The sequence below is a fragment of the Streptomyces sp. NPDC093546 genome (assembly GCF_044765045.1).
Lineage (GTDB): Bacteria > Actinomycetota > Actinomycetes > Streptomycetales > Streptomycetaceae > Streptomyces.
The window spans coordinates 44,329-65,227 of sequence record NZ_JBIWJG010000009.1; the positions used below are offsets into that span (position 1 = coordinate 44,329).

21 protein-coding genes are annotated in these 20,899 nt (G+C 73.2%); 7 read left to right on the forward strand and 14 right to left on the reverse strand.

The window, feature by feature from the left end:
- Positions 1–78: 78 nt before the first annotated feature.
- A complete protein-coding gene (locus ACIRNI_RS20605) occupies positions 79–495 on the forward strand; it encodes a MarR family winged helix-turn-helix transcriptional regulator (protein ID WP_403552944.1) in 417 nt (138 codons plus the stop codon).
- Between the two features lie 33 nt (positions 496–528).
- Here the strand turns inward: ACIRNI_RS20605 and ACIRNI_RS20610 are convergent, their stop codons facing one another.
- The 4 genes from ACIRNI_RS20610 to ACIRNI_RS20625 all read right to left on the reverse strand — a co-directional run bounded on the left by ACIRNI_RS20610 (position 529) and on the right by ACIRNI_RS20625 (position 3,697).
- Positions 529–1,275 (reverse strand): maleylpyruvate isomerase family mycothiol-dependent enzyme, encoded by a 747-nt coding sequence (locus ACIRNI_RS20610; protein WP_403552946.1) that lies wholly within the window; start codon positions 1,273–1,275, stop codon positions 529–531.
- Between the two features lie 12 nt (positions 1,276–1,287).
- Positions 1,288–2,565, reverse strand: a complete 1,278-nt coding sequence (locus ACIRNI_RS20615) for an MFS transporter (RefSeq protein ID WP_403552948.1) — start codon at positions 2,563–2,565, stop codon at positions 1,288–1,290.
- 97 nt (positions 2,566–2,662) lie between these two features.
- Positions 2,663–3,022, reverse strand: coding sequence for a hypothetical protein (locus ACIRNI_RS20620; RefSeq protein ID WP_355360653.1), 360 nt, complete (start codon positions 3,020–3,022; stop codon positions 2,663–2,665).
- 15 nt (positions 3,023–3,037) lie between these two features.
- Entirely contained in the window at positions 3,038–3,697 is a 660-nt protein-coding gene (locus ACIRNI_RS20625; RefSeq protein WP_403552950.1) for an endonuclease, read from the reverse strand.
- A 172-nt stretch (positions 3,698–3,869) separates the two neighbouring features.
- On the opposite strand from ACIRNI_RS20625, the gene ACIRNI_RS20630 reads away from it, so the two are divergent.
- Positions 3,870–5,117, forward strand: coding sequence for an ROK family protein (locus tag ACIRNI_RS20630; RefSeq protein WP_403552952.1), 1,248 nt, complete (start codon positions 3,870–3,872; stop codon positions 5,115–5,117).
- Here ACIRNI_RS20630 and ACIRNI_RS20635 read toward each other — a convergent pair whose 3' ends face one another.
- Complete coding sequence (locus ACIRNI_RS20635; RefSeq protein WP_403552954.1) at positions 5,118–5,723, reverse strand: TetR/AcrR family transcriptional regulator; 606 nt, start codon at positions 5,721–5,723, stop codon at positions 5,118–5,120.
- 114 nt (positions 5,724–5,837) lie between these two features.
- Between ACIRNI_RS20635 and ACIRNI_RS20640 the strand changes: the two genes are divergently transcribed.
- From ACIRNI_RS20640 to ACIRNI_RS20650, 3 genes are all read left to right on the forward strand, one after another.
- Positions 5,838–6,905, forward strand: a complete 1,068-nt coding sequence (locus ACIRNI_RS20640) for a hypothetical protein (protein WP_403552956.1) — start codon at positions 5,838–5,840, stop codon at positions 6,903–6,905.
- A complete protein-coding gene (locus ACIRNI_RS20645; RefSeq protein WP_403552958.1) occupies positions 6,866–7,462 on the forward strand; it encodes a TetR/AcrR family transcriptional regulator in 597 nt (198 codons plus the stop codon). Before ACIRNI_RS20640 ends, ACIRNI_RS20645 begins: the two co-directional genes overlap by 40 nt.
- Before the next feature lie 130 nt (positions 7,463–7,592).
- Positions 7,593–8,765, forward strand: coding sequence for an MFS transporter (locus ACIRNI_RS20650; protein ID WP_403552960.1), 1,173 nt, complete (start codon positions 7,593–7,595; stop codon positions 8,763–8,765).
- 23 nt (positions 8,766–8,788) lie between these two features.
- Here ACIRNI_RS20650 and ACIRNI_RS20655 read toward each other — a convergent pair whose 3' ends face one another.
- The 4 genes from ACIRNI_RS20655 to ACIRNI_RS20670 form a co-directional block, all read right to left on the reverse strand.
- Positions 8,789–9,373: a DUF4865 family protein gene (locus tag ACIRNI_RS20655; protein ID WP_403552961.1), complete on the reverse strand. Its 585-nt coding sequence runs from the start codon at positions 9,371–9,373 to the stop codon at positions 8,789–8,791.
- A 12-nt stretch (positions 9,374–9,385) separates the two neighbouring features.
- Complete coding sequence (locus ACIRNI_RS20660; RefSeq protein WP_403552963.1) at positions 9,386–9,970, reverse strand: TetR/AcrR family transcriptional regulator; 585 nt, start codon at positions 9,968–9,970, stop codon at positions 9,386–9,388.
- A 119-nt stretch (positions 9,971–10,089) separates the two neighbouring features.
- Positions 10,090–10,638 (reverse strand): ATP-binding protein, encoded by a 549-nt coding sequence (locus tag ACIRNI_RS20665; RefSeq protein ID WP_403552965.1) that lies wholly within the window; start codon positions 10,636–10,638, stop codon positions 10,090–10,092.
- A 202-nt stretch (positions 10,639–10,840) separates the two neighbouring features.
- The gene (locus ACIRNI_RS20670) at positions 10,841–11,212 is read right to left on the reverse strand and encodes a hypothetical protein (protein WP_403552967.1); all 372 of its coding nucleotides are present in this window, start codon (positions 11,210–11,212) and stop codon (positions 10,841–10,843) included.
- A 189-nt stretch (positions 11,213–11,401) separates the two neighbouring features.
- On the opposite strand from ACIRNI_RS20670, the gene ACIRNI_RS20675 reads away from it, so the two are divergent.
- Positions 11,402–12,553, forward strand: a complete 1,152-nt coding sequence (locus tag ACIRNI_RS20675; RefSeq protein ID WP_403552968.1) for a PLP-dependent cysteine synthase family protein — start codon at positions 11,402–11,404, stop codon at positions 12,551–12,553.
- 58 nt (positions 12,554–12,611) lie between these two features.
- Here the strand turns inward: ACIRNI_RS20675 and ACIRNI_RS20680 are convergent, their stop codons facing one another.
- Positions 12,612–13,055, reverse strand: coding sequence for an SRPBCC family protein (locus ACIRNI_RS20680; protein WP_403552970.1), 444 nt, complete (start codon positions 13,053–13,055; stop codon positions 12,612–12,614).
- 8 nt (positions 13,056–13,063) lie between these two features.
- Positions 13,064–13,930: a DeoR/GlpR family DNA-binding transcription regulator gene (locus tag ACIRNI_RS20685; RefSeq protein WP_403552972.1), complete on the reverse strand. Its 867-nt coding sequence runs from the start codon at positions 13,928–13,930 to the stop codon at positions 13,064–13,066.
- Positions 13,931–14,124: 194 nt separating this feature from the next.
- On the opposite strand from ACIRNI_RS20685, the gene ACIRNI_RS20690 reads away from it, so the two are divergent.
- Positions 14,125–16,479, forward strand: coding sequence for a hypothetical protein (locus ACIRNI_RS20690; protein ID WP_403552974.1), 2,355 nt, complete (start codon positions 14,125–14,127; stop codon positions 16,477–16,479).
- Here the strand turns inward: ACIRNI_RS20690 and ACIRNI_RS20695 are convergent.
- The 3 genes from ACIRNI_RS20695 to ACIRNI_RS20705 all read right to left on the reverse strand — a co-directional run bounded on the left by ACIRNI_RS20695 (position 16,449) and on the right by ACIRNI_RS20705 (position 20,862).
- Positions 16,449–18,902, reverse strand: coding sequence for a right-handed parallel beta-helix repeat-containing protein (locus tag ACIRNI_RS20695; protein WP_403552976.1), 2,454 nt, complete (start codon positions 18,900–18,902; stop codon positions 16,449–16,451). The two genes, ACIRNI_RS20690 and ACIRNI_RS20695, sit on opposite strands and share 31 nt — an antisense overlap.
- Before the next feature lie 170 nt (positions 18,903–19,072).
- Positions 19,073–19,681 carry a hypothetical protein gene (locus ACIRNI_RS20700; RefSeq protein ID WP_403552978.1) on the reverse strand — a complete coding sequence of 203 codons (609 nt, stop codon included), beginning with the start codon at positions 19,679–19,681 and terminating at the stop codon, positions 19,073–19,075.
- A gap of 347 nt (positions 19,682–20,028) precedes the next feature.
- Positions 20,029–20,862, reverse strand: coding sequence for an MOSC domain-containing protein (locus ACIRNI_RS20705; RefSeq protein WP_403552979.1), 834 nt, complete (start codon positions 20,860–20,862; stop codon positions 20,029–20,031).
- Positions 20,863–20,899 lie beyond the last annotated feature (37 nt).

The window sequence follows — 20,899 nt, forward strand, 5'->3', positions numbered from 1 at the left end:
CAGTACATGCGCTTGCATTGAATGCAAACGCATTTAATTCCGTTGCAACGAACTCCTCGTCTCTGGTAACTTGTGCCCATGGCTGCGTCGAACTCCGAGCGTGCGCTCGTCGAGCGGTGGCACGGTGTGCGTGCCCTGCATGCCCGTACGACCTGCGAACTCGACCGCGAGCTGCATCCCTACGGCCTCGGCGCCAGCGACTTCGAGGTCCTCGACGCCCTGGCCGAGGCCGCGGCCGAGGAGGACGGCTCGTCCTACCGCGTTCAGGAGCTCGCGTCCCGGGTGCACCTCAGCCAGAGCGCCCTGTCCCGGCTCGTCGCCCGCCTGGAGAAGGAGGGCCTCGTCACGCGCGGCATGTGCAGCCAGGACCGGCGCGGGGTCGAGGTCGCCCTGACGGACCTGGGGCGCGCACGGCACGCCGAGGTGCGGCCCCTGCAGCGCGCCGTGCTCGGCCGGGCGCTGGCCGAAGCGCAGCCGGGATCGCCGGGCGCCTAGGGGGCCGCCTGCCGGGCCTGAGCACTCCCACCGTCAGATGATGGCGGAGGTTTCCCGCCACAGCCGCGCCAGGCGCTCGTCGCCCGTAACGGTCACGGCGCTCTGCGGCAGCCGGTTCCACAGGGCCAGGTAGAGCCGCTCCGCGGGGCCGCTCAGCTCGCAGCCGGCCGCGCCCTCGTCGTCGCCCCGCGTCGCCCGCGGCGGCTCGGCCGACAGCCGTACGGTCCACACGTCGCCGGTGTCGGTCGCCCGTACGCGCAGGACGGCCGGCTCCTGCGTACGCACCCGGCTCTTCTCCCGGGCGTGGAAGCCGCACAGCAGTTCGTCGATCCCGTCGGCCGCGAACTCCGCGTCGACCGGCCCGAGTGCCGCGTCGTCGAGCGCCGCCGCCTGGACGTCCACCCGGTGGACGGCCGTCTCGTGAGCCTGGCGCCGCGACCAGAAGCCGCGCGGCGAGGACCCGGGCAGGAAGGTCCAGCACTCCAGGGAGTCGGGCGCGTCCGACAGCGCCCGGACGAGGAGCCCGTGGCCCTCCCGGAACCACGCCACGAGCTCGTCGCCGTCCAGGTCGGGCTCGTCCGCCATGGGATGGAAGGAGCTGTGCCCCTCCACGACGAACGCCGTGGCCCAGCGGTGCACCACGCCGGTGTGCCGCAGCGCGTCCCGCACGCGCCACCCGGGACAGGGCGGCACGGGCGCGTCGAGGCCGACCTTCTCGGCGGCCTCGGCCATCAACCGGCCGTCGCGGGCCAGGGTTTCGAGGTACTCGGTGATCTCCATGCGGGGATTGTGTCAGCGGCCACCGGCCTCCGGCCCCGGAATTTCCCGCGCCGACGCGCCCCCCACCGACGCGTCCCGCGCCGACGCGCCCCGCACCGCGTAACCGATCATCGCCGCCCCGGCGGCCAGCATCGCCACGGTCGTCAGCGCGACCGGCAGCGAGAACCAGTCGGCCAGGAACCCGATCGCCGGCGGCCCCAGCAGCATGCCGCCGTAGCCGAGCGTGGACGCGGCGGCCACCCCGCCCGCGCCGGCCAGCGCGCCCGCGCGGGCCACCGCCACGGGGAAGATGTTCGCCAGGCCGAGGCCCGTCACCGCGAAGCCCAGCAGCGCGAGCCACACCGTCGGCGCGAGCGCGCCCAGCAGCATCCCGGCGGCCGCGGCCAACCCGCCCGCCACCAGCGTCCGGGTCTGGCCGAGCCGCTGCAGCAGCGCCGTACCGGAGAGGCGCCCGGCGGTCATGGCGAGCGCGAAGAGCGAGTAGCCGGCGGCCGCCGCGCCTGGGTGAGCGTCCAGGTCCTGCTCCAGGTGGAGCGCGCTCCAGTCGGCCATCGCGCCCTCGCCGTACGCCGTGCAGAGCGCGATCACCCCGAAGACGGTGACCAGGCCGCGTGTCCGGCGGTCCATGAGCCGCGGCGCGGGCTCGTCCGAGGCAAGCGCCTCCGCCGGGGTGGGGGACGGATGGCGCAGCAGTACGGAACCGGCCGCGGCGGTCACGAGGAGGCCGGTGACGGTGAGGCCCAGCAGGTGCGTGCGGGGCGCGAGGCCGCCCGCGACGAGTCCGCCGAGTCCGGCGCCGAGCATGCCGCCGAGGCTGAAGGCGGCGTGGAAGCTGGGCATCACAGGGCGGCGCAGCGCGGCGACGAGCTCGACGGCGGCGCTGTTCATGGCCACGTTGATGCCGCCGTACGCGGTGCCGAAGACCAGCAGCACCAGGCCGAGCGCGAGGGCCGAGTGGGTCAGCGGCGGCAGCGCGATGCTCAGCGAGAGCAGGACGCCGGCCGCCACCGTGACCGGGTGGGTGCCGAAGCGGCGGCAGAGCCGGCCGGTGAGGGTCATGGTCAGGACGGCGCCGGCCGACACGCCCAGCAGGGCGAGCCCGAGGTCGCTGGGGGAGGAGCCGGTCTGCTCCTTGATCGCGGGGATGCGGACCACCCAGCCGGCGAAGAGGAAGCCGTCGAGGGCGAAGAACAAGGTCAGGGCGGTGCGGAGGCGGGCCAGGGAGCGTGCGGCGGTGTCTCCGCCTGAGTCCCCCGGAACGGCCGTCCGTAGTTTGTTTAGGTGCGGCACAAAGTCAGGATAGGGGCCGCCCGGACCGGCGTACAACCGCGCCGGTCCGGGCGGCCCCTCTCACTCCCGCGGGCGGTGAGGCTCCGCGGCGGGCCGGTCAGGGCCGTTCCATGTTCCCCTTCGGCTTGCCGGACTGGAACGGTGTGCCGTGCGGCGGCGGGTGGATCGGCTGCGGCGAACCGGAGGGCGAGACCGGCGAGCCGGCCTGGGCCTTGCCCGGATGTTCGGGCTGGAACGCGCCCGGATCACCACCGGACGGGGTCGCCCCCTGCTCCAGCTGGTGCTTGCGGGCCGTCAGGACCTGGACGACCATGGGGCGGTCGGCGTGCGCGTGCTCGTAGTGCACCAGCTGGTCGATCTGCTCGCCGCTGAGCGCCCGGATGCGGTGCTCCAGCGCTCCGACGGGCAGCTGGTCGTAGTCGGGCAGCGGAAGTTCGCCGCGGTCGGCGGTGCTCATCCGGTCCTCCCTTGGTCAGGTCTCGTTGACTGTCTCCCGGACGTCCTCGACGACGTCCTTGTCCAGCGCGGCGCGCACCAACGCGGCGGCGAGAGTCGGCAGCTCCGCCTCGCCGGCCAGGCCGGCCAGCTTGTCGCGGTCCGTGGGCAGCCCCAGCCGTCTCGCGCCGTCCAGCGTCTTGCCGTCCAAGTACGGCGCCACGTCCGGCCAGACGCCCTGCACCTCCCGCAGGAAGATGTCCGCCCCGGCGGGCCCGATGCCCGGCGCCTCCTGCAGCAGCGCGCGCAACCGGTCCAGGTCACCGCCGGCCTTCTCGTGCATCCGGCGCAGATCACCGCCGTACGCGTCGAGGACGAGCTCGGCGACCTGCCCCAGCTGGGTGGCCGTCCGCTCGTCGTACCGGCGGTAACCACCCTCTCCGAGTGCGTCCACCCGCTGCTGCCAGGTGGCGTCGCGCATGTGCCGCGCGTCCTTCATCCCGGCGGCGAACAGGGCGCGCGCGGCCGCGACCGCGATGTCGGCGCGGATGCGGGCGCTCAGCAGATGAGCCAGCACCAGCAGCTGGTACAGCGGCTGCGGGGTGTCCTTGAGGTGGATCCCGGCCTCCTCCGCGTAGGTGCGCGCCTGCTCGTCGAGCAGCGCCCGTACCACCGCCTTGGTGTCGGAGCGTGACATGGGACCTCCTCCCGCACCTCGCGCCGCCCTCGCAGCTTGCGTCAGCCACCCGCAGTACCCGTCCACGACCGGCCGAAACAGTTCGCGGACCGGCGCGGGAGGGTGTCGGCCCCGGGCACTGGACGGGACCGGACCGGCCGTCCGCATGCTGGATCATGGGAGACTCGGCCCCATGAACGGCAAGGCGACCATGACCCGATCACGGCTGGACAGGGGCCGCAGCGCACTCGGCCCCGCGCTCGAACTGGTGCACACCGGTCGCGCGCCCACCCGTGCCGTGCTCACCGCCGAGCTCGGCGTCACCCGCGCCACCGCCGGCGCCGTCGCCGCCGAACTCGAAGCGCTCGGGCTGATCCGCGTCGACTCCCGCCCCGGCGCGGCGGCCGGCTCCCAGGGCCGCCCCTCCCACCGGCTCATCGTCGACGAGAACGGCCCCGTCGCCCTCGCGGCACAGGTCCACGCCGACGGCTTCCGCGCCGCCCTCGTGGGCCTCGGCGGCCGCATCGTGGCCACCGCCCCCGGCTGCGTGACCGTCACGGCCGATCCGGCCCAGGTGCTCGCGGCCGTCGTCGAGGAGGGCGCCCGGCTGCTGCGCGAGAGCGGGCGCCGGTGCGTGGGCGCCGGGCTCGCCGTACCGTCCGCGGTCGCCGAACCGGAGGGGACGGCGCTCAACCCGCTGCACGTCGCCTGGCCGGCCGGGGCACCCGTCCGGGACATCTTCGCCGCACAGGTGCGCAAGGCGGGCATCGAGGGCCCCGCCTTCGCCGGCAACGACGTCAACCTGGCCGCCCTCGCCGAGCACCGCCACGGCGCGGGCCGCGGTGCCCAGCACCTGCTCTGCGTAGCCACCGGGCACCGCGGCGTCGGCGGCGCCCTGGTCCTGGACGGGCGCCTGCACACGGGCAGTTCCGGCCTCGCCCTGGAGGTCGGCCACCTCACCGTCCACCCCGAGGGCGGGCGCCCCTGTCACTGCGGCAGCCGCGGCTGTCTCGACGTCGAGACCGATCCGCTCGCCTTCCTCACCGCCGCCCGGCGCGACCCGGGCCCCGAGGTGTCGCTGCTCCAGCAGGCCCGCGACCTGCTCCGTACGGAGGGCGACGACCCGGCCGTACGGGCCGCCACCGAGGAGCTCATCGACCGCCTCGGCCTCGGCCTGGCCGGCCTGGTCAACATCCTCAACCCCGACCGGATCATCCTCGGCGGCCTCCACCGCGAGCTCCTCGCCGCCGACCCCGAACGGCTGCGTGCCGTGGTCGCCGACCGCAGCCTGTGGGGCCGCAGCGGCGTGGTGCCCATCCTGGGCTGCACCTTGGACCACAACAGCCTGGTGGGAGCGGCGGAGCTGGCGTGGCAGCCGGTCCTCGACGACCCGCTCGCCACCCTGGGCCGGCCCGCGGCGGCGGCCCAGACCCCTTGCTGATCATTCCCGCGCTTCGGCCCGGAGGTACCGCGTCAGAATCAGGCGCAGGGTGGGGAGCTGCTCGGCGGCTTTGAAGCTCGGGTCGGTGGCGGCACCGGTGTAGAGCGAGGCGATCAGGTTCGCGACCCAGGACGCCGTGGCGTCCGGGTCCAGCCCCGGATCGATCCGACCCGCCGCCGCGGCCCTTCCGAGCAGCGTGGCGATCGTCTTCTTCTCGTCGGCGTTGGCCCGGCTCAGCGCCTCTTCGATGTCCGGGTCCCGGTACGCCTGGACCATGGCCTCCATGACCAGCTGCGGGGCGAGCGGCTCCAGTGCCGGGGCCGCGAGCAGGTCGACGACCTCCAGCAGGGCGCTCCACGGGTCGTCGGCGGCTTCGGCCGCCGCCATCCGTTCGGCCTTGTCACTGTCCTCTGCCTCGAAGACGGCGAGGAAGATCGCCCGCTTGTTGGCGAAGTAGTGGAACAGGTTGCCCGCGCTCATCCCGGCGGCCCTGCAGATCTCCGCCGTGGTGGTGCGCTCGAAGCCCTTCGTGGCGAACAGCTGCGCCGCGGCCCGCACGATGTGCTGCCGCCGGGCCCGGTGCTTGGCCGGGTCGACCGTCCTCATGCCGTGATCTCCCTCCTGGTGTGCCGCCATGGTGCCTCACCCGGCGATCCCAATAATAGACCGAGTGCTCGGTTTATGATTTCATTCGTGCTCTCCTCACACGAAGGAACGCGGATGACGTCGGAGCAGGCGCCCGTACCGGGGCGCATACGGATCGGGGCGGCAGTGGGGCTGCTACTGCTGTCGCCCATTTGTGCCGAATATCTGATCGGCTATGACCAGATCATCAGCCATCCATGGGAGATGCTGGCCGGGCTGCTGGTGCTCGGCCCGCTGTACGGCACGGTTGCCGTGCTGATCCGAGAGGCCGCCCGTCGGACCGGGCGCGGCTGGCCGACGATGGTGCTGCTGAGTGCGGCATGCGGACTGATTCAGGCAGGCGTGATCGACCAGAGCCTGTTCAACCCGGACTTCGTGGACGACGCGTCCTGGGACCATGACCGGCTGCCCACCTTCATCGCCGGCCTCGGGGTCAGCGTGAAGTACGTGGTGGGCTTCGTCGGCGGCCATGTCGTCTGGAGTTTCTGCGCACCGATCGGCGTCGTGGAGTCCTGTGTCCCGAGCATCGCGGACCGGCCGTGGCTGGGGCGGGTCGGCATCACCGTGATGGTCGTCCTGTACGGGCTGGGCGCTCTGGTCATCTTCAAGGAGCACAGCGAGCATTTCCTGGCCACGCCCGCGCAGTTCGGCGCCACGGCGCTGCTCGCCCTCGGGCTGATCGTGGCCGCCTTCACGCTGCCGCGGAGGTCTCCCGGCCGCGGTTCCGGCGACCGGGTGCCGCCGCCGTGGGCGGTCGGGTGCGGGGCCGTGGTGCTCCTGGGCGCACACCAGGTGTCGTCACCGGGCTGGGGCGGGGTTGCGCTGAGCCTTGTGGCGCTGGCCCTGGCGGGCGGCGTGCTGCTGTGGTGGTCGGGGCGCGGGGACTGGGGACCCGGACATGTCCTTGCCGTGTCCGGTGCGGCCTTGCTCGTCAACGCGGCCCTGTCCTTCGTCGTCGAGCCGCTCGGCGACACGTCCCTCGCGGTCAAGTACGGCGCCAACGCCGCGCTCATGATCGCCGTACTGGTGCTGCTCGCGTGGGCCCGGCTGCGGGTCCGCGCGAGGTATTGCAACGAACGATCCAAAACGGTTAGGCTCGGGGCATGGCTCGACCGCGGATGTTCGACGAGGAAAGGGCCCTGAACGCGGCGATGCGTACGTTCTGGGAGAAGGGCTATGAGGCCACTTCCACCCAGGACCTGTGCGAAGCCACGGGGTTGGGGCGCAGCAGCATCTACAACACCTTCAAGAGCAAGCGCGACCTGTTCACGCGCGCGCTGGCCCGCTACATCGACACCATGACGACGGCGCAGCTGGCCGTTCTCGACGATGAACGGCTCAGTGCCGCCGACCGCCTCCGTGCCCTGTTCGCCATGGTCGTGGAGGGCGAGACGGAGCACCGGGCGGGTGGTCGCGCCCTGGGCTGCCTGACCGTGAACACCACGGTGGAGCTGGCCGGTCGGGACGCCCGCGCGGCGGGGATGCTGGAGCGTGACACGGCCCGTCGGCTGGCGGCCCTGCGCGCGGTGATCGAGGAGGGGCGGCGGGACGGCAGCATCACGTCCACGCGGGACGCCGGGGCGCTGGCCCGCTTCGTCAACGCGGCCATCGGCGGCATGCGCGTCTCCAGTCAGGGCGGCGCCGACCGGGCCGTCCTGGAGTCCATCGCCGACGTCACCATGGACGCCCTGACCTGCTGAGTCCCCGGAGTCACCCGGTCACTGACGTGCACGTCGCCCTGTGCGGCGATGTTCCCTGCCCAAGTTTTGGACCGATCGATACATAACCTGATCCGGTCCGCCGAGCACCCGAAGGAGAAGGAGACCAACCGTGCCTCGCGCCGTATACGTCCTGGCACTCGGCATCTTCGCCATGGTGACCAGCGAGTTCGTGGTCGCCGGTCTGATGCCGCAGATGGCCGACGGCCTGAACGCGACCATTCCGCAGATCGGCTACCTCATCACCGCGTTCGCGGTGGCCATGGCGGCCGGCGGGCCGCTCCTGACCGTGGCCCTGATGAACCTGCCCCCGCGTACGGCCCTGATGGCGCTGTTCGCCGTCTTCCTGGCGGGCAACGTACTGGCCGCCACGGCGACCGGTTACTCCACGATGATGGCCGCGCGGATCATCACCGGCATCGCCTCCCAGGCATTCTTCGGCGTGGGCATCTCCCTGTGCGTCCAGCTCGCCCGTCCCGAGGTCCGCGGCCGCGCGATCGCGGTCGCGATGAACGGCCTGATGCTCGGCACCCTGCTCGGACTGCCGATGGCCACGCTGGTCGGTGAACGGTTCGGCTGGCGCGCGGCCTTCTGGGCCATCACCCTGATCACCGTGATCGCCGCCGTCGCCACGCTGTTCGGCGTGCCACGCATGGAGCGCGCCGAGGACGGGGGCGGCTTCCGCCGGGAGATGGGCGTCTTCCGGAAGCCCAAGCTGTGGGTCGCGCTGTCCACCAGCACCCTCATCATCGGTGCCACCTTCTCGGCCTTCAGCTACTTCAACCCGATCCTCACCGACGTGACCGGCTTCTCCCGCGGCACCGTCCCCCTGTTGCTGATCGCCTACGGTGCCGCCACCGTCGTCGGCAACAACATCGTCGGCCGCTTCGCCGACCGCCACACCGTGCCGGTGCTCGCCATCGGGCTGGTGCTCAACCTGCTGTTCCTCACCGGCTTCGCCCTCTTCGCAGACCTGCCCGCCCCGGCCGTCGTCTGCATGATGGGCATCGGCCTGGCCGGCGTCACCATGAACCCGGCGATGGCGACCCGCGTCCAGCGGGCCGGCAACCCCGGCCCGCTCGTCAACACCGTCCACTCCTCCTTCATCACCCTCGGCATCATCCTCGGCTCCTCCATGGGCGCCGTCGTGATCGAGACCTGGGGCCTGCGCGCCCCCCTCTGGCTGGGCGCGGCCATGGCCTTGGCCGGCCTGGCCACCGTCCTGCCCGACCTCGCCCGCCGCTCCATCCCCGCACCGCACACGGTGTCGTCCCAGGCGAGCTGAGGCTCATCCGAGCCGCCCGCGCCTCACCACTGCCGGCCCCGGGGCAGCCGGTGCCGTTCCGGCGCCGACAGATGCAGGACGCGGTACACCTCACCGCCCGCCGGACGCGGTGCGTCCCCGGCCCAGAACGTGACGTGAAGCAGCTCCCAGTGGCGCGGGTCCACGGCGAGGGCGGCGGCCACCACCCCCTCCGCGCCGGCCTGCGACCGGTGCTCCTCCAGTGCGCGCCCCACGGCGTCGGCGGGCTTCTCGCTCCCGTCCGTACGCACCCGGCGGCGCGTCATGGTGCGGGGCGCGGCCGCGGCCGCGGGGCCCTCCTCGTACGAGAGGCCGGTCCAGTGCTGTACGTCGGGGCGTCCGAAGTCCTGGACGATGCCCTGGAAGCCGGGTCCCCAGAGGAAGGCGTTCATGCCCTCGGGCGCCGTCCACAGGTAGAAGGGCGCGTACTGGTTCACGGGGGAGCCGTCCGCGCGCTCCCGTATCAGGTAGGCCTTCAGGCCCAGCCCCGGAAAGTCGTCGAGGAGGTGCCCCTTCGTCGCGACCCGACGGCGGATGACGTCCATGTCGTAGTCGGCGGGCAGGGTGATCTCGTACTGCATGGCGTGCACGGCGGGGTCTCCTCAGGCGGCGGTGCGGGGAGTGCGGTCGGTGCGGGCGGCGAGCAGTGTGAGCAGGCCGTTCACGGCGGTGTCGAAGGGGGCGGGGGAGCCCGACGCGCGGGCCAGTACGTAACCGCCCTGGACGGTCGCGACGATGGCCGCCGCCGTGTCCCGGGGGTCGAGCGGCCCGGTGAACTCTCCGCAGTCCAGGCCCTCCTGGACGATCCCGGCGAGCCGGTCGCGCAGCCAGGCCAGTGTCTCTTCGACCGGGGCGAGCAGCTCCGCGTCGGCGATGACGTCCGGGTCCATCGTCAGCCGTCCCACCGGGCAGCCGCGCAGCACGTCGCGCTCCCGCCGCAGGTAGGCCTCGATGCGCGCGTACGCCGGTCCGCTGCCGCCCAGGGCGGACTCGGCGGCGGCGCGCATCTCCTCGGCGGTACGGCGGATGGCGGCGAGCGCCAGGGCGGGCTTCCCGGCGAAGTGGTGGTACATGCTGCCCTGGCCCGCCTCGGCCCGCTGCTGGATGGCCTTGGGGCTGGTGCCGACGTAACCCCGCTCCCACAGCAGGTCCCGTGTGGCCTCGATCAGCCGGTCGTGAGTGCTCATGATCGTACTGTACATAACAGTAGGTACAGAGGGGGTGCATACCTGTACGGCGACGAGGGGCTCCTCGCCGCCGTACGGGCATCCGGCCGTGGCATCCGGCCGTGTGCCGTGCCGTCCGGTCAGCCCGCCACGGCGGGCGACCGGTCGGCCGGGGGCCGTTCGCGCACGGCCTCGACCGTCTCGAAGGGGACCGGTTCCGTGAACGGTGTGCCGCCGGCCGCCCCGTACACCGGGAGCGACGGGATCGGCGGCAGGGGAGTGGCCGAAGGCGCCGGAAGCGTGAACCAGACGACCTTGCCGGAGTCGCCCTGCGGCTGCGCGCCCCAGCTCTCGCTGAACGCCTCTATCAGGGCCAAGCCGCGCCCCGAAGTGGGAAGCGGGTCGGCGGGGTTGCGTTCCAGGACCGTCGGGAGGCGGGGGTCGTGGTCGTGGACCGAGACCGTCAGCCGGTCGAGCAGCAGCTCGAGCTCGACGGTGCACACCTTGTCCGGTCGGGCGTGCTGGTGGACGTTGGTCAGCAGCTCGGTGACACCGAGTGCGGCTTTCTCGATCAGACTGTCGAGATTCCAGTAGCGCAGTTGCGCCGACACGATTCTGCGGACCTGACCGATCCGCGACGGCAGGGCTTGGAGCTCTACCGTGCACTGCCTGCTTGCCTGGCTGATCACGGCTGCGACTCCCCGAAATAGGTCCGGAAGAAGACGGAGATCGGATCCAGTGGATGGCTGGCTGTTCGGTTCCGGCGGGCTGGATCGCAGCGTCACCGCCGGTGCACCCTGAGTAGTGATGTCAAACCAGCGTGAACCAGCGGTGACCGTTGTGCAACTTGCGGCCACCGATCGCGGTTCGATGTCTGTCTCGGTCCTTGGCTCAAGCGCCGGCCCGGTCCGTCGTCCGGTCCGTCGCCCGGTCCCTGGCTCGGTCCCTGGCCGTGCCGGCCGTGCGGACCGCCTCCAGGAAGCGCCCGGCCAGGGCCGTGGCCCCGCCCGGCCCGCGGCCGCGCCGCCCCATGGTCAGGCGGTAGCGGTGGCCGTTGAGCGTCGCCACGGTCGCGTCGCCGCGCCCCGCGAACCACGGCCTGCCCGCCCGGACCGCGCGCACCGGCGCACTGTCGATCACCCGCCCGTAGCTGGTGAGCAGGGCCAGCCTGCCGTCCTCGATCAGGACCTCGCCCGCCCTCGTCAGCGAACGCGGCCACCGCTCGATCCGTACGCCCGTGGCGCTGAAATCAGGCCCAGCCATGACTCTCCCGCCCCCTTCGTGCGGCTTGCCGGTCCGGTCAGTCTGCCCAAGTACCCGCGTGTACACCAGGGCGCGTCGGCCGGCCGTTCCCCAAGCCGGTCCTATGGAGCATCAAAGTGAACGTTTGCGCAGGTGAGGAGGGTATGTTCGCAGAGAGACAGCAGTGGAGACAGTTGAGGAGCGCAACGCGTGAGCCCTGTTGAGCAGGCTGGGACGACAGGGGCCGCCGGGACCAACCAACCGGCGCCCACCCTCGATGTGGACCGGAGCGATCCGGACTACCGTGCATGGCTGAAGGAAGCCGTACGCAAGGTCCAGGCCGACGCCACCCGGTCCGCCGACACGCACCTGCTGCGCTTCCCGCTGCCCGAGCGGTGGGGGATCGACCTCTACCTGAAGGACGAGTCCACCCACCCCACCGGCAGCCTCAAGCACCGCCTGGCGCGTTCGCTCTTCCTCTACGGGCTGTGCAACGGCTGGATCCGCCCCGACAAGCCCCTCATCGAGGCGTCCAGCGGCTCGACGGCCGTCTCCGAGGCGTACTTCGCGAGCCTCATCGGCGTGCCCTTCATCGCCGTCATGCCGCGCACCACCAGCCCCGAGAAGATCCGGCTCATCGAATTCCAGGGCGCCCAGTGCCACTTCGTCGACGACTCCCGCATGATGTACGAGGAGGCCGCGGCCCTCGCCGCCCGCACCGGCGGCCACTACATGGACCAGTTCACGTACGCGGAGCGCGCCACCGACTGGCGCGGCAACAACAACATCGCGGAGTCGATCTACCAGCAGATGCGCCTGGAGCGCTATCCGGAACCGGCGTGGATCGTCGCCACGGCGGGCACGGGCGGCACGTCGGCGACCATCGCCCGCTACGTGCACTACATGCAGTACGACACCCGCATCTGCGTCCCCGACCCGGAGAACTCCTGCTTCTTCGAAGGGTGGACCACCGGCAACGCGCTGGCCGCCAGTGACTGCGGCTCCCGCATCGAGGGCATCGGCCGCCCCCGCATGGAGCCGAGCTTCGTGCCCGGCGTCATCGACCGGATGATGAAGGTGCCGGACGCGGCGAGCATCGCCGCTGTCCGGGCGCTGGAGAACGCCATCGGCCGCAAAGCGGGCGGCTCCACCGGAACGGGCCTGTGGAGCGCGCTGAAGATCGTGGCCGAAATGGTCGCGCAAGGCCGCACCGGCAGCGTCGTCACGCTGATCTGCGACCCCGGCGAGCGCTATCTGGACAAGTACTACTCCGACGACTGGCTGGCCGAACAGGGCCTGGACATCGCCCCGTACAGCGCCGCCATCGACGAGTTCCTGCACAGCGGCTCCTGGCCGGAGTGAGGGCGGCGGCGAGGTGACCCGCGCCGGGCCGCCTCGGCGAGACGCCGAGCCGAGCAGCTCACCGGGGTTCGAGCAGCCCGGCCAGGGCCCGTCCGAAGACCAGCCGCCCGGCGCGCGCCAGCAGCCCGTCGCAGGCGCGCGGCAGGCCCCGTACGCGCAGGTCCTCGGTCCACGTCACACGTGTACGGCGGTCCGTGGCCGCGTGGACGGCGATCTCGGCCCACCCGGTGACCACCCGCCCGCGCTTCTCCAGCCGGCACAGGCCCACCGCCCGCCCGGGCCCGGGAGGCTCCCAGCGCACGACCTCCATCGGATCGTCGAACCCGAACCGCCCGACCCCGGTACGCGCGTTGATCCGGCTGCCGCCGTGCGTCGGCCCGTCCGGCACCACGGTCACCCGGGTCAACGGCACGCGGGCCCCGTGCGCCGGCCAGTCGGTCACCCGCCGCCACGCCTCGGCGGCGTCCAGCGGCGCCCATCGCTCGATCCGGAAAACGGCCATCCCGAGGATCAGCCCGCGTCCGCGCCCGCGTCAGCGCCGGTGTCCGCGCCGCCGTCCTCACCCGCCACGATCAGGCCCGGCAGGTGTTCCGCCATCTCCGCGCGCGCCTCGGCCGACAGACCCGCGTCCGTCACCAGATGGTCGACCTCGTCCAGGCGGGCGAAGGAACTCAGGCCCACCGTGCCCCACTTGGTGTGGTCGGCGACCACCACCACCCGCCGTGCGGAACGCACGAGACGACGGTTGGTCTCGGCCTCCGCCAGGTTCGGCGTGGACAGGCCCCCCTCCACCGAGACGCCGTGCACCCCGAGGAACAGCACGTCGAAGTGGAGCGAACGGATGGCCTGGTCGGCCACCGGCCCGACCAGCGAGTCCGACGGCGTCCGGACCCCGCCGGTGAGCACCACCGTCGCCGCGCCCGGCCGGGGCGCGCCGGCGCCCGGCGCCGTGCCCCGCGCCGCGTGGAACACGTCCGCCACCCGCACCGAGTTGGTCACCACCGTCAGGTCCGGTACGTCCAGCAGGTGCTGCGCCAGCACGTACGTGGTGGTCCCGCCCGACAGGGCGATCGCGCTGCCCGGCGCCACCATCGCGGCGGCCGCCCGCGCGATGTCCTCCTTCGCGCTCCGCTCCAGCGACGACTTCGCCTCGAAGCCCGGCTCGTGCGTGCTGGCCTCGGCCACCGGCACCGCCCCGCCGTGCACCTTCGCGACGACGCCCTGACGGGCCAGCGCGTCCAGGTCGCGGCGTACGGTCATGTCCGACACGTTGAGCCTGCGGGTGAGTTCGTTGACCCGCACCCCGCCGCGCCGCCGCACCTCCTCCAGGATCAAGGCGCGCCGCTGCTCCGCGAGGAGGTTCTGGTTGTCGCTCACCGCAGGGGCCGGTCCTTCCACGTCGTCGACGCCGCTCGCCAGGGACCCCTCATCCTGCCACGCGCCCCACAGGGCGGTACGGCGGGGAGATTGCGTGAATGAGCCGTACACATCGCCGCCCCCATGGACGATTCTTGTCAAGCGCTCCCATCCCGCCCCGCCCCTTTCCGCCACGCAGAGAGCGAGCCGCCGAAGTGCACCCAGCCACCACGGAGCCCGCCGGCCCCGGAGCCGCGCTCGAACTCCTCGTCCACGGCGTCGGCGGCACCACGCCAGAGGAGATGCTCGACGACCCCCGTACCGTACGGGTGACCGGCGACAACACCGCCGCCATCTTCCGCCGCACCGTCGACAAGGACGCCGAGAAGGAGCCCGAACGCTTCCGCCACGGCCCCGTCCCGGAGGCGTACTGCTGGTGCAACCTCACCTCCGGCAACGGATCGCGCGCCCTGTGGCTGCTGCTCCTGCCGTTCATGGTGGTCAACCTCGCGCACTGGATGCGGCCCCCGGCCGAAGGGCGGGCCGCCGCCGTCCGGCTCTACGGCGTGCTCGTACGGCTCGTCGCGCTCAGCCTCACCGTCCTGCTCACCGCCGCCGCCTGCGAGGTCGCCCTGGACCTGACGGCCTGGCAGTGCGCGGGCTCCGCCCGCTGCGCCGACGAGCGGCCCTGGCTCGGCTTCCTGTCCGTCACCAACGGCGGCTGGTGGTCGCAGCCCGGCCGCCGCCTCGCGCTCGCCGCGCTGGTCCCCGCCGCGCTCGTCGGGCTCCTGTGGTACCTCTCCAACCGCACGTGGAGCGCGTACGAGGCGCAACGCCCGCCCCGCGGCGAGCAGGACGGCGACGGCACGACCGGCCGGCAGCAGCGCCCCGCGCTCGGCCGCCCCGGCTTCTGGTACGGCCGCCGCCTCGTCGCCCGGCTGCGCGCCGCGCACACCGCCGCCGGGTTCCTCACCATCGCCGCCGCCGTCGGCGGCGCGGCGGCCCGCCACGACCGGAGCGCGGGGAGCACCACGCGCGAGCTGCTCGGCTGGGCCCTCGAAGGCGCCCTGCTGCTCGGCGCGGTGGTCGTCGCGTGGGTGGTGTGCCGTCGCGGGCGCAGCGAGAAGCGGCTCGACAACCGGCTCGACCGCGCCCTGGTCGGCTGGCTGCCCGGCTCGTCCCTCGCCCTGCTCGCCTTCGCGATGGGGTACGCCGCCTGGTCCCGCCCCGGCTGGCGCTCCGCGCACACCCTCCCCGGGGACACCGCCTTCAGCGTCATCACCCTCGCCCAGGGCGTCCTCGTCCTGGCCCTCGCCTCCGTCGCCCTGCACCTCCACCGCCGCGCCCCGCACACGCGCACCGTCCTGTACGGGCTCGGCGGTCCCACCGTAGCCATGCTGGCCTGCGCGCTCGGCGGCGTGATGAGCGGCGGGGTCGCCCAGCGCGTCGCCGACTGGCTCGACGGGCCCGCCACCCCCGGCACCGGACAGGGGCCCATCGTGGGCCCGCCGGTGCTGCTCAGCTGGCAGGCCTCCGTCATCCCCGTGCTGCTGCTCGTGTTACTGATTCCGGCGCTCTTCCTCGCCGTCCGCACCGCGCTCACCGCCCGCCGCCTCGGACCGGTGGTGGAGGCGGAGTACGAGGGCGAGAAGCCCGACCCCGTCCGGACCCGCCGCATCGCCGCCGTCCGCGCGCGGGCGGCGCTCACCGACTCGGCGCCCGGTCTCGTGGGCATCCTCTCCGGTGCGACCCTGCTGTTCGGCGCGGTCGCCCTCGCCGGGTCGCGGGCGAGCGGAACGGTGCCCGGCAAGGCCTTCGCGGGGACGCACCCCCTCGTCGAAAGCGTGGCAGAGGCCGCGCAGGCGGTCGGCTCATGGCTGATCGGGTTCGGCTTCATACTGTTCGTCACCTGGGGCCGGCGCGCCTACCGGGACGCCTCCGCGCGGCGCACCATCGGCATCCTGTGGGACGTCGGTACGTTCTGGCCGCGCGCCGCCCATCCGTTCGCGCCGCCCTGCTACGCCGAGCGGGCCGTCCCGGACCTGGCCTGGCGGATGTCGTCGTGGACCGGCCGGACCGGCGGCCGCCTGGTCATCTCCGGCCACTCCCAGGGCAGCGTGCTCGCGGCGGCGGCCGTCTGGCAGCTCCCGGCCGCGACCCGCCGCCGCGTCGCGCTCCTCACGCACGGCTCCCCGCTGGAGCGGCTCTACGGACGGTGGTTCCCGGCCTACTTCGGCCCCGCCCCGCTGGCCGCCCTCCACCGCGAGGTGCACTGCTGGCGCAACCTGTGGCGCCGTACGGACCCGATCGGCGGCCCGGTGAACCTCCCCGCCGAGGGCGACAAACCGGAGGTCGACCACAAGGCGCTGCGCGATCCGGTGGTGTACGGCCGCACCCCCGAACACCCGCTGCCCGAACCGGTTCTGGGCCACGGCGACTACCGCGCGGACCCCGTCTTCGCCAGGGAGCGGACCATCCTGCTCGACCGGCTCCCGCCCGCCCTGCCGCTGCCCGTCCCGCAGCAGCGCACGGACGAGGCTCAGGGCATGTCCGGCAGGTCCTCCGGATAGAGCAGGGTCAGGTCGTCGGTGCTCGTCTCGGCGAGCTCGGCGACCCGGCCCGCGTGCCGCTCCACCATCGACTCGAACGTCTGGCGCGCGGTGCGGCCGTTGCCGAAGGCGGGGCCCTTGGGCAGCTCCGTGAAGTACTTCAGCAGCGCCTCGCCCGTGCCTTCGCCCAGCCGGTACTCGTGCTCCTCGGCCTGCTGCCCGACGATCCGCACCAGCTCGTCGGGCGCGTAGTCCTGGAAGGTGATCGTCCGTGAGAACCGGGAGGCGACGCCCGGGTTGACCGTCAGGAACCGCTCCATCTCGGCGGTGTACCCGGCGACGATCACCACGACCGCGTCCCGGTGGTCCTCCATCAGCTTCACCAGCGTGTCGATCGCCTCACGACCGAAGTCCCGCCCCGAGTCCTCCGGGGACAGGGCGTACGCCTCGTCGATGAAGAGCACCCCGCCCCGCGCCCGGTCGAACGCCTCCTGGGTGCGGATCGCGGTGGAGCCGATGTGCTCGCCCACCAGGTCCACCCGCGACACCTCGACGAGATGACCGCGCTCCAGCACACCGAGGGAGGCCAGGATCTCGCCGTACAGGCGGGCGACGGTGGTCTTGCCCGTGCCGGGGGAGCCCGTGAAGACCAGATGGCGGCGTGCGGAGGCGGCCTTGAGGCCCGCCTCCTGGCGCTTCCTGCCGACCTCGATCATGTTGATGAGCGTGCGGACCTCCCGCTTGACGCTCTCCAGCCCCACCAGGGCGTCCAGTTCCCCCAGGACGTCCTGCGCGCCCCGTACGGGCCGGTCCGCCGCCGCCGGGGCGGGGATCGCCGCGGCCGGGGCCCGTTCCGGAAGGGCGGAGACCTGCGCCGGGACCGCCGGGGCCGGGACCGTACCGAACAGTCCCCCTCCGGGCGCCTGCGCCGCCGTCCGTACCGTGCCGTGCGCGGCCCCCTCCGCCACGGTGAGGACGCCGCTCTCGTCGCTCGTGCACTCCTCCATGACGGGGCCGTCCTCACCGAACTCGTACCCACCGCGCGCACACCGCTCCGTACGGCACCGCCTCAGCGTCGTACGGCAGCCGTCCATGACGTGGAAGCCGTACCCTCCGCTGCCCGTCACCCGGCACCCGTGGAAGGTGCCGCGGCCCTCCGCGGAGACGTAGAAACCCGCCTCGGCGGGGGAGGTGACCGTGCACCGCTCGACCGTCGGGTCGGCGCCCTTGGTGACGATGACCCCGGTCTGCACGGCGTCGATGGTGCAGCCGCTGAGCGTGCCGCCACTGCCGTGGTCCCGGAACCAGGCGCCGGTCGACGCCTCCCGGATGCGGCAGTCGTCCAGCTGTACGAGCGCGCCGTCGCTGACCGACACCGCGGTGTTGCGCACCTGCGACAGGTCGCTGTCGACGACGTCCACGCGCGAGCCGCGGTCGAGGACGAAGAGGGCGTCCGGCACGTCGCGCACGCGGCACCCCTCGAGGACCGCGGCCGCGCCGTCGGAGACCCACACCGCCGGATAGTCGCCGGTGCTGTCGTGGATCTCGCACTGGTTGGCGTCCACGCGGGTGCCCGGGTCCCACACGGACAGGCCGTTGCGGCCGAACCGCCGTACCGTCGAGCGGGTCAGCGTCAGCACGGCGCGCGACCGCAGGTCGACGGCGTTCTCCGGGACGTCGTGGATGTCGCAGTCGGACAGGGTGAGCGCGGCGTCGGTGTCCAGGGTGACGCCGTCGGCCGTCGTGCGGTGAACGGACGAGTCGGTCAGGTGCGCCGTGGCCCGCGCGGACACCTGGACGCCGCTGCCCTTGATCTCGTACACCTCGCAGCCGATCGCCTCCAGGCCGGTGCCCTCGCCGGTCACGGACACGCCCGCGCCGGAGGCGTGGTGGATCCGGCAGCGCTCCAGGCGCGGATGCGCGCCGCCGCGCACCGAGACGCCGGACTGCCCGGCCGACACCACCTCGCACTCCTCGAACACGCCGCCCGCGCCGTCCAGTACGCCGATGCCGACGCCCGCCGGATTGTCGACGGTGCAGCGCCGTACGGTGGGCCGCGCGGCCCCGCGCACCTCGATCCCGGACGCCGAACGGGTCACGATCCGCAGGTCCAGGAGCTCCGGCGTACCGTCCTCGATGAGCACGGCGGGCGCCGAGCCGTCCTGGCCCTCCACCTGGAGGTCCTGCACGGTCGCGGAGGCCCGTACGGTCAGCGGTACGCCGTCGGCCGGGGCGATCCGGACGGAGCCCGAGGCCCCGTCCGTGCCGCGCAGCGTGACCGCCCGGCGCAGGACCAGGTTCTCCCGGTACGTACCGGGGGCGATGGTCAGGACGTCGCCGTCCGCGGCCGCCTCCAGGGCCGCGGCGAGGGAGGCGTACTCGCCCGTGCGGCGCCGCCACCGCGATGTGCCGGTGTGCGTCACCTGGACCGTGCCCTGTGCCATGGTGCTGCTGAGCCCCCCACCTCGTCGTGCGTCGCTGCCGAAACGGTCGCACCACCGTAGCGCGCGCGGCGAGGGCGAGTTGACCGGTCGGGGGCCCTGCGTGCGCCCAGGTTCCCGTAGGTGCTGTCAGGCTCCGCAGGCGCCCTCGGGTCTCCCGGGCCCCGTGCCCTTCAGCTGTCCGCGCCCGTCCTGCCCCAATCCGGGCCGGCCCTGGCCCACTCCTGGTCCAGGTGCGCGTACCGCCGCCGCGTCAGTTGCCCCACGACGAGTCTGCGGGCCACCTCGACCAGGCCGGCGAACCCGACCGCGACGCCGATCCCCGCCAGTACGGCGTGGTCGCGGACCGTGTCCGCGTCCATCGGCCGGTCCACCGGGCGGCCCCGGTCGTCCGTCCAGACGCGGAAGGTGTCACCCGGCTCCACGCTGTGCCGTGCGACGGTCACCACCCCGGTCCGCTCCGTGCCGTCCGGCGCGGTCCAGCGCGCCGCGATCGGCTCGCGCAGCCGGTGCTCGGCGGATGCCTCGGGGTCGCGCGATTCCGCCTCGCGTCCGCGGGCGGGGCCCGTCGCCTGGGCCGTGACCGCGTGACGTTGCTCGTGTTGGATCCGCGCCGTCCGCTGGAGGGCGGATTCGGTCGCCGCGCCGGAGACCCAGCCCACGGCGGGAGCGACCAGACAGATCAGCAGCAGGGCGGCGAAGGCGGTCCACGCCTCCGCGAGATCGGTGGTCCGGCGCAGGGGGTTGTGCCGCCAGCGCCAGAGCCCGAGGACGGTGTGCAACGGGCCAGCACCCCCTTTCCGTGTCCGTCAAGGCGGTCCGTCAACGCGCGTACGGACCTCCCGGGTTCCCGTGACTGCACCGCCCATGCGCACGGTTCCGGCCTTGCAGGGGCGCTGCTCCTAGGGGGTGTCTTGTCGATCAGGCCGGATCAGCGAGCGGCGTCTGGTGCAGGGGTCTCCCCAGGCCCCCTGGGGCCGAGGGGACGGATCGCAAGGCGGAGGAGGGAGCCACTGCGGTGGGGGCACCTCCCGTGCCCGAAGGGCTACGGGGGCCATTGGCGACCGACGACAACGCGGCGAGGCGCGTGCCAGGCGACGCGAGCCCGGCAAGATCGGCAAGACACCCCCTAGCTGTACCCGAGGATCTCGACCCGATCCCCGGCCCGGAGGGTGCCGGTGTTCTCCGGGACCAGGTTCTGGCCGAAGACCATCCGCTTGCCGAGGAGGCGGTGCCGGGCGAGGGTGCGCAGCGGCTCCTTGCCGCGCTGTGCCGTGCGCTGGTCGGTGGTGGTCACGATGCAGCGGCCGCACGGCTTGGCGACACGGAAGGTGACCTCGCCGATCGCGATCCGCGTCCAGCGGTCCTCCTCCCACGGCTCCGTGCCGTCGACGACGACGCTCGGCCGGAAGCGCTCCATGGGCAGGGGGCCTTCGTCCGGGTGGTCCCCTTGCGCGATGAGGGAGTTCAGGGCGTCCAGCGAGGCGGTGGTGGCGACCAGCAGCGGGTAGCCGTCGGCGAAGCTGACCGTCTCGCCGGGCAGCGCGTAGTCCGGGTCTATGGGGCGGCGGTGCGCGGGATCGTCCATGTATGTCAGCCGCACCTCGTCGTCGAGGTAGTCGCGGAACCACGCGTCGGCGGTGGGGCCGGCCGGTACGGCCTCCACCTTCGTGCCGAAGATCTCCACTGTGACCGTCCCCGCCGACCCGGACGGCACGGCGACGACGAGCTGCTCGCACCCCGGGGCGGACAGCCGGAGCGACCCGTCGGCGAGCAGCTCGGCCGAGGCCAACGCCAGCCGCGCGTGCCCGCGTTGGGTGACCGCCTTCCCCGAGGTGTCGATCAGCATCCAGCGGCGGTCACCGGCGAGCCCCCACGGCTCCACCACCGCTTCGGCGGGCGTGGAACCGCCGAGGGACTTGACCGGGTGGATGTGCAGGGAGCGCAGTACAGGAGTGGGCATGGCCTCATCCTGCCAGTCGCTCCCGGCGCACGGTCGG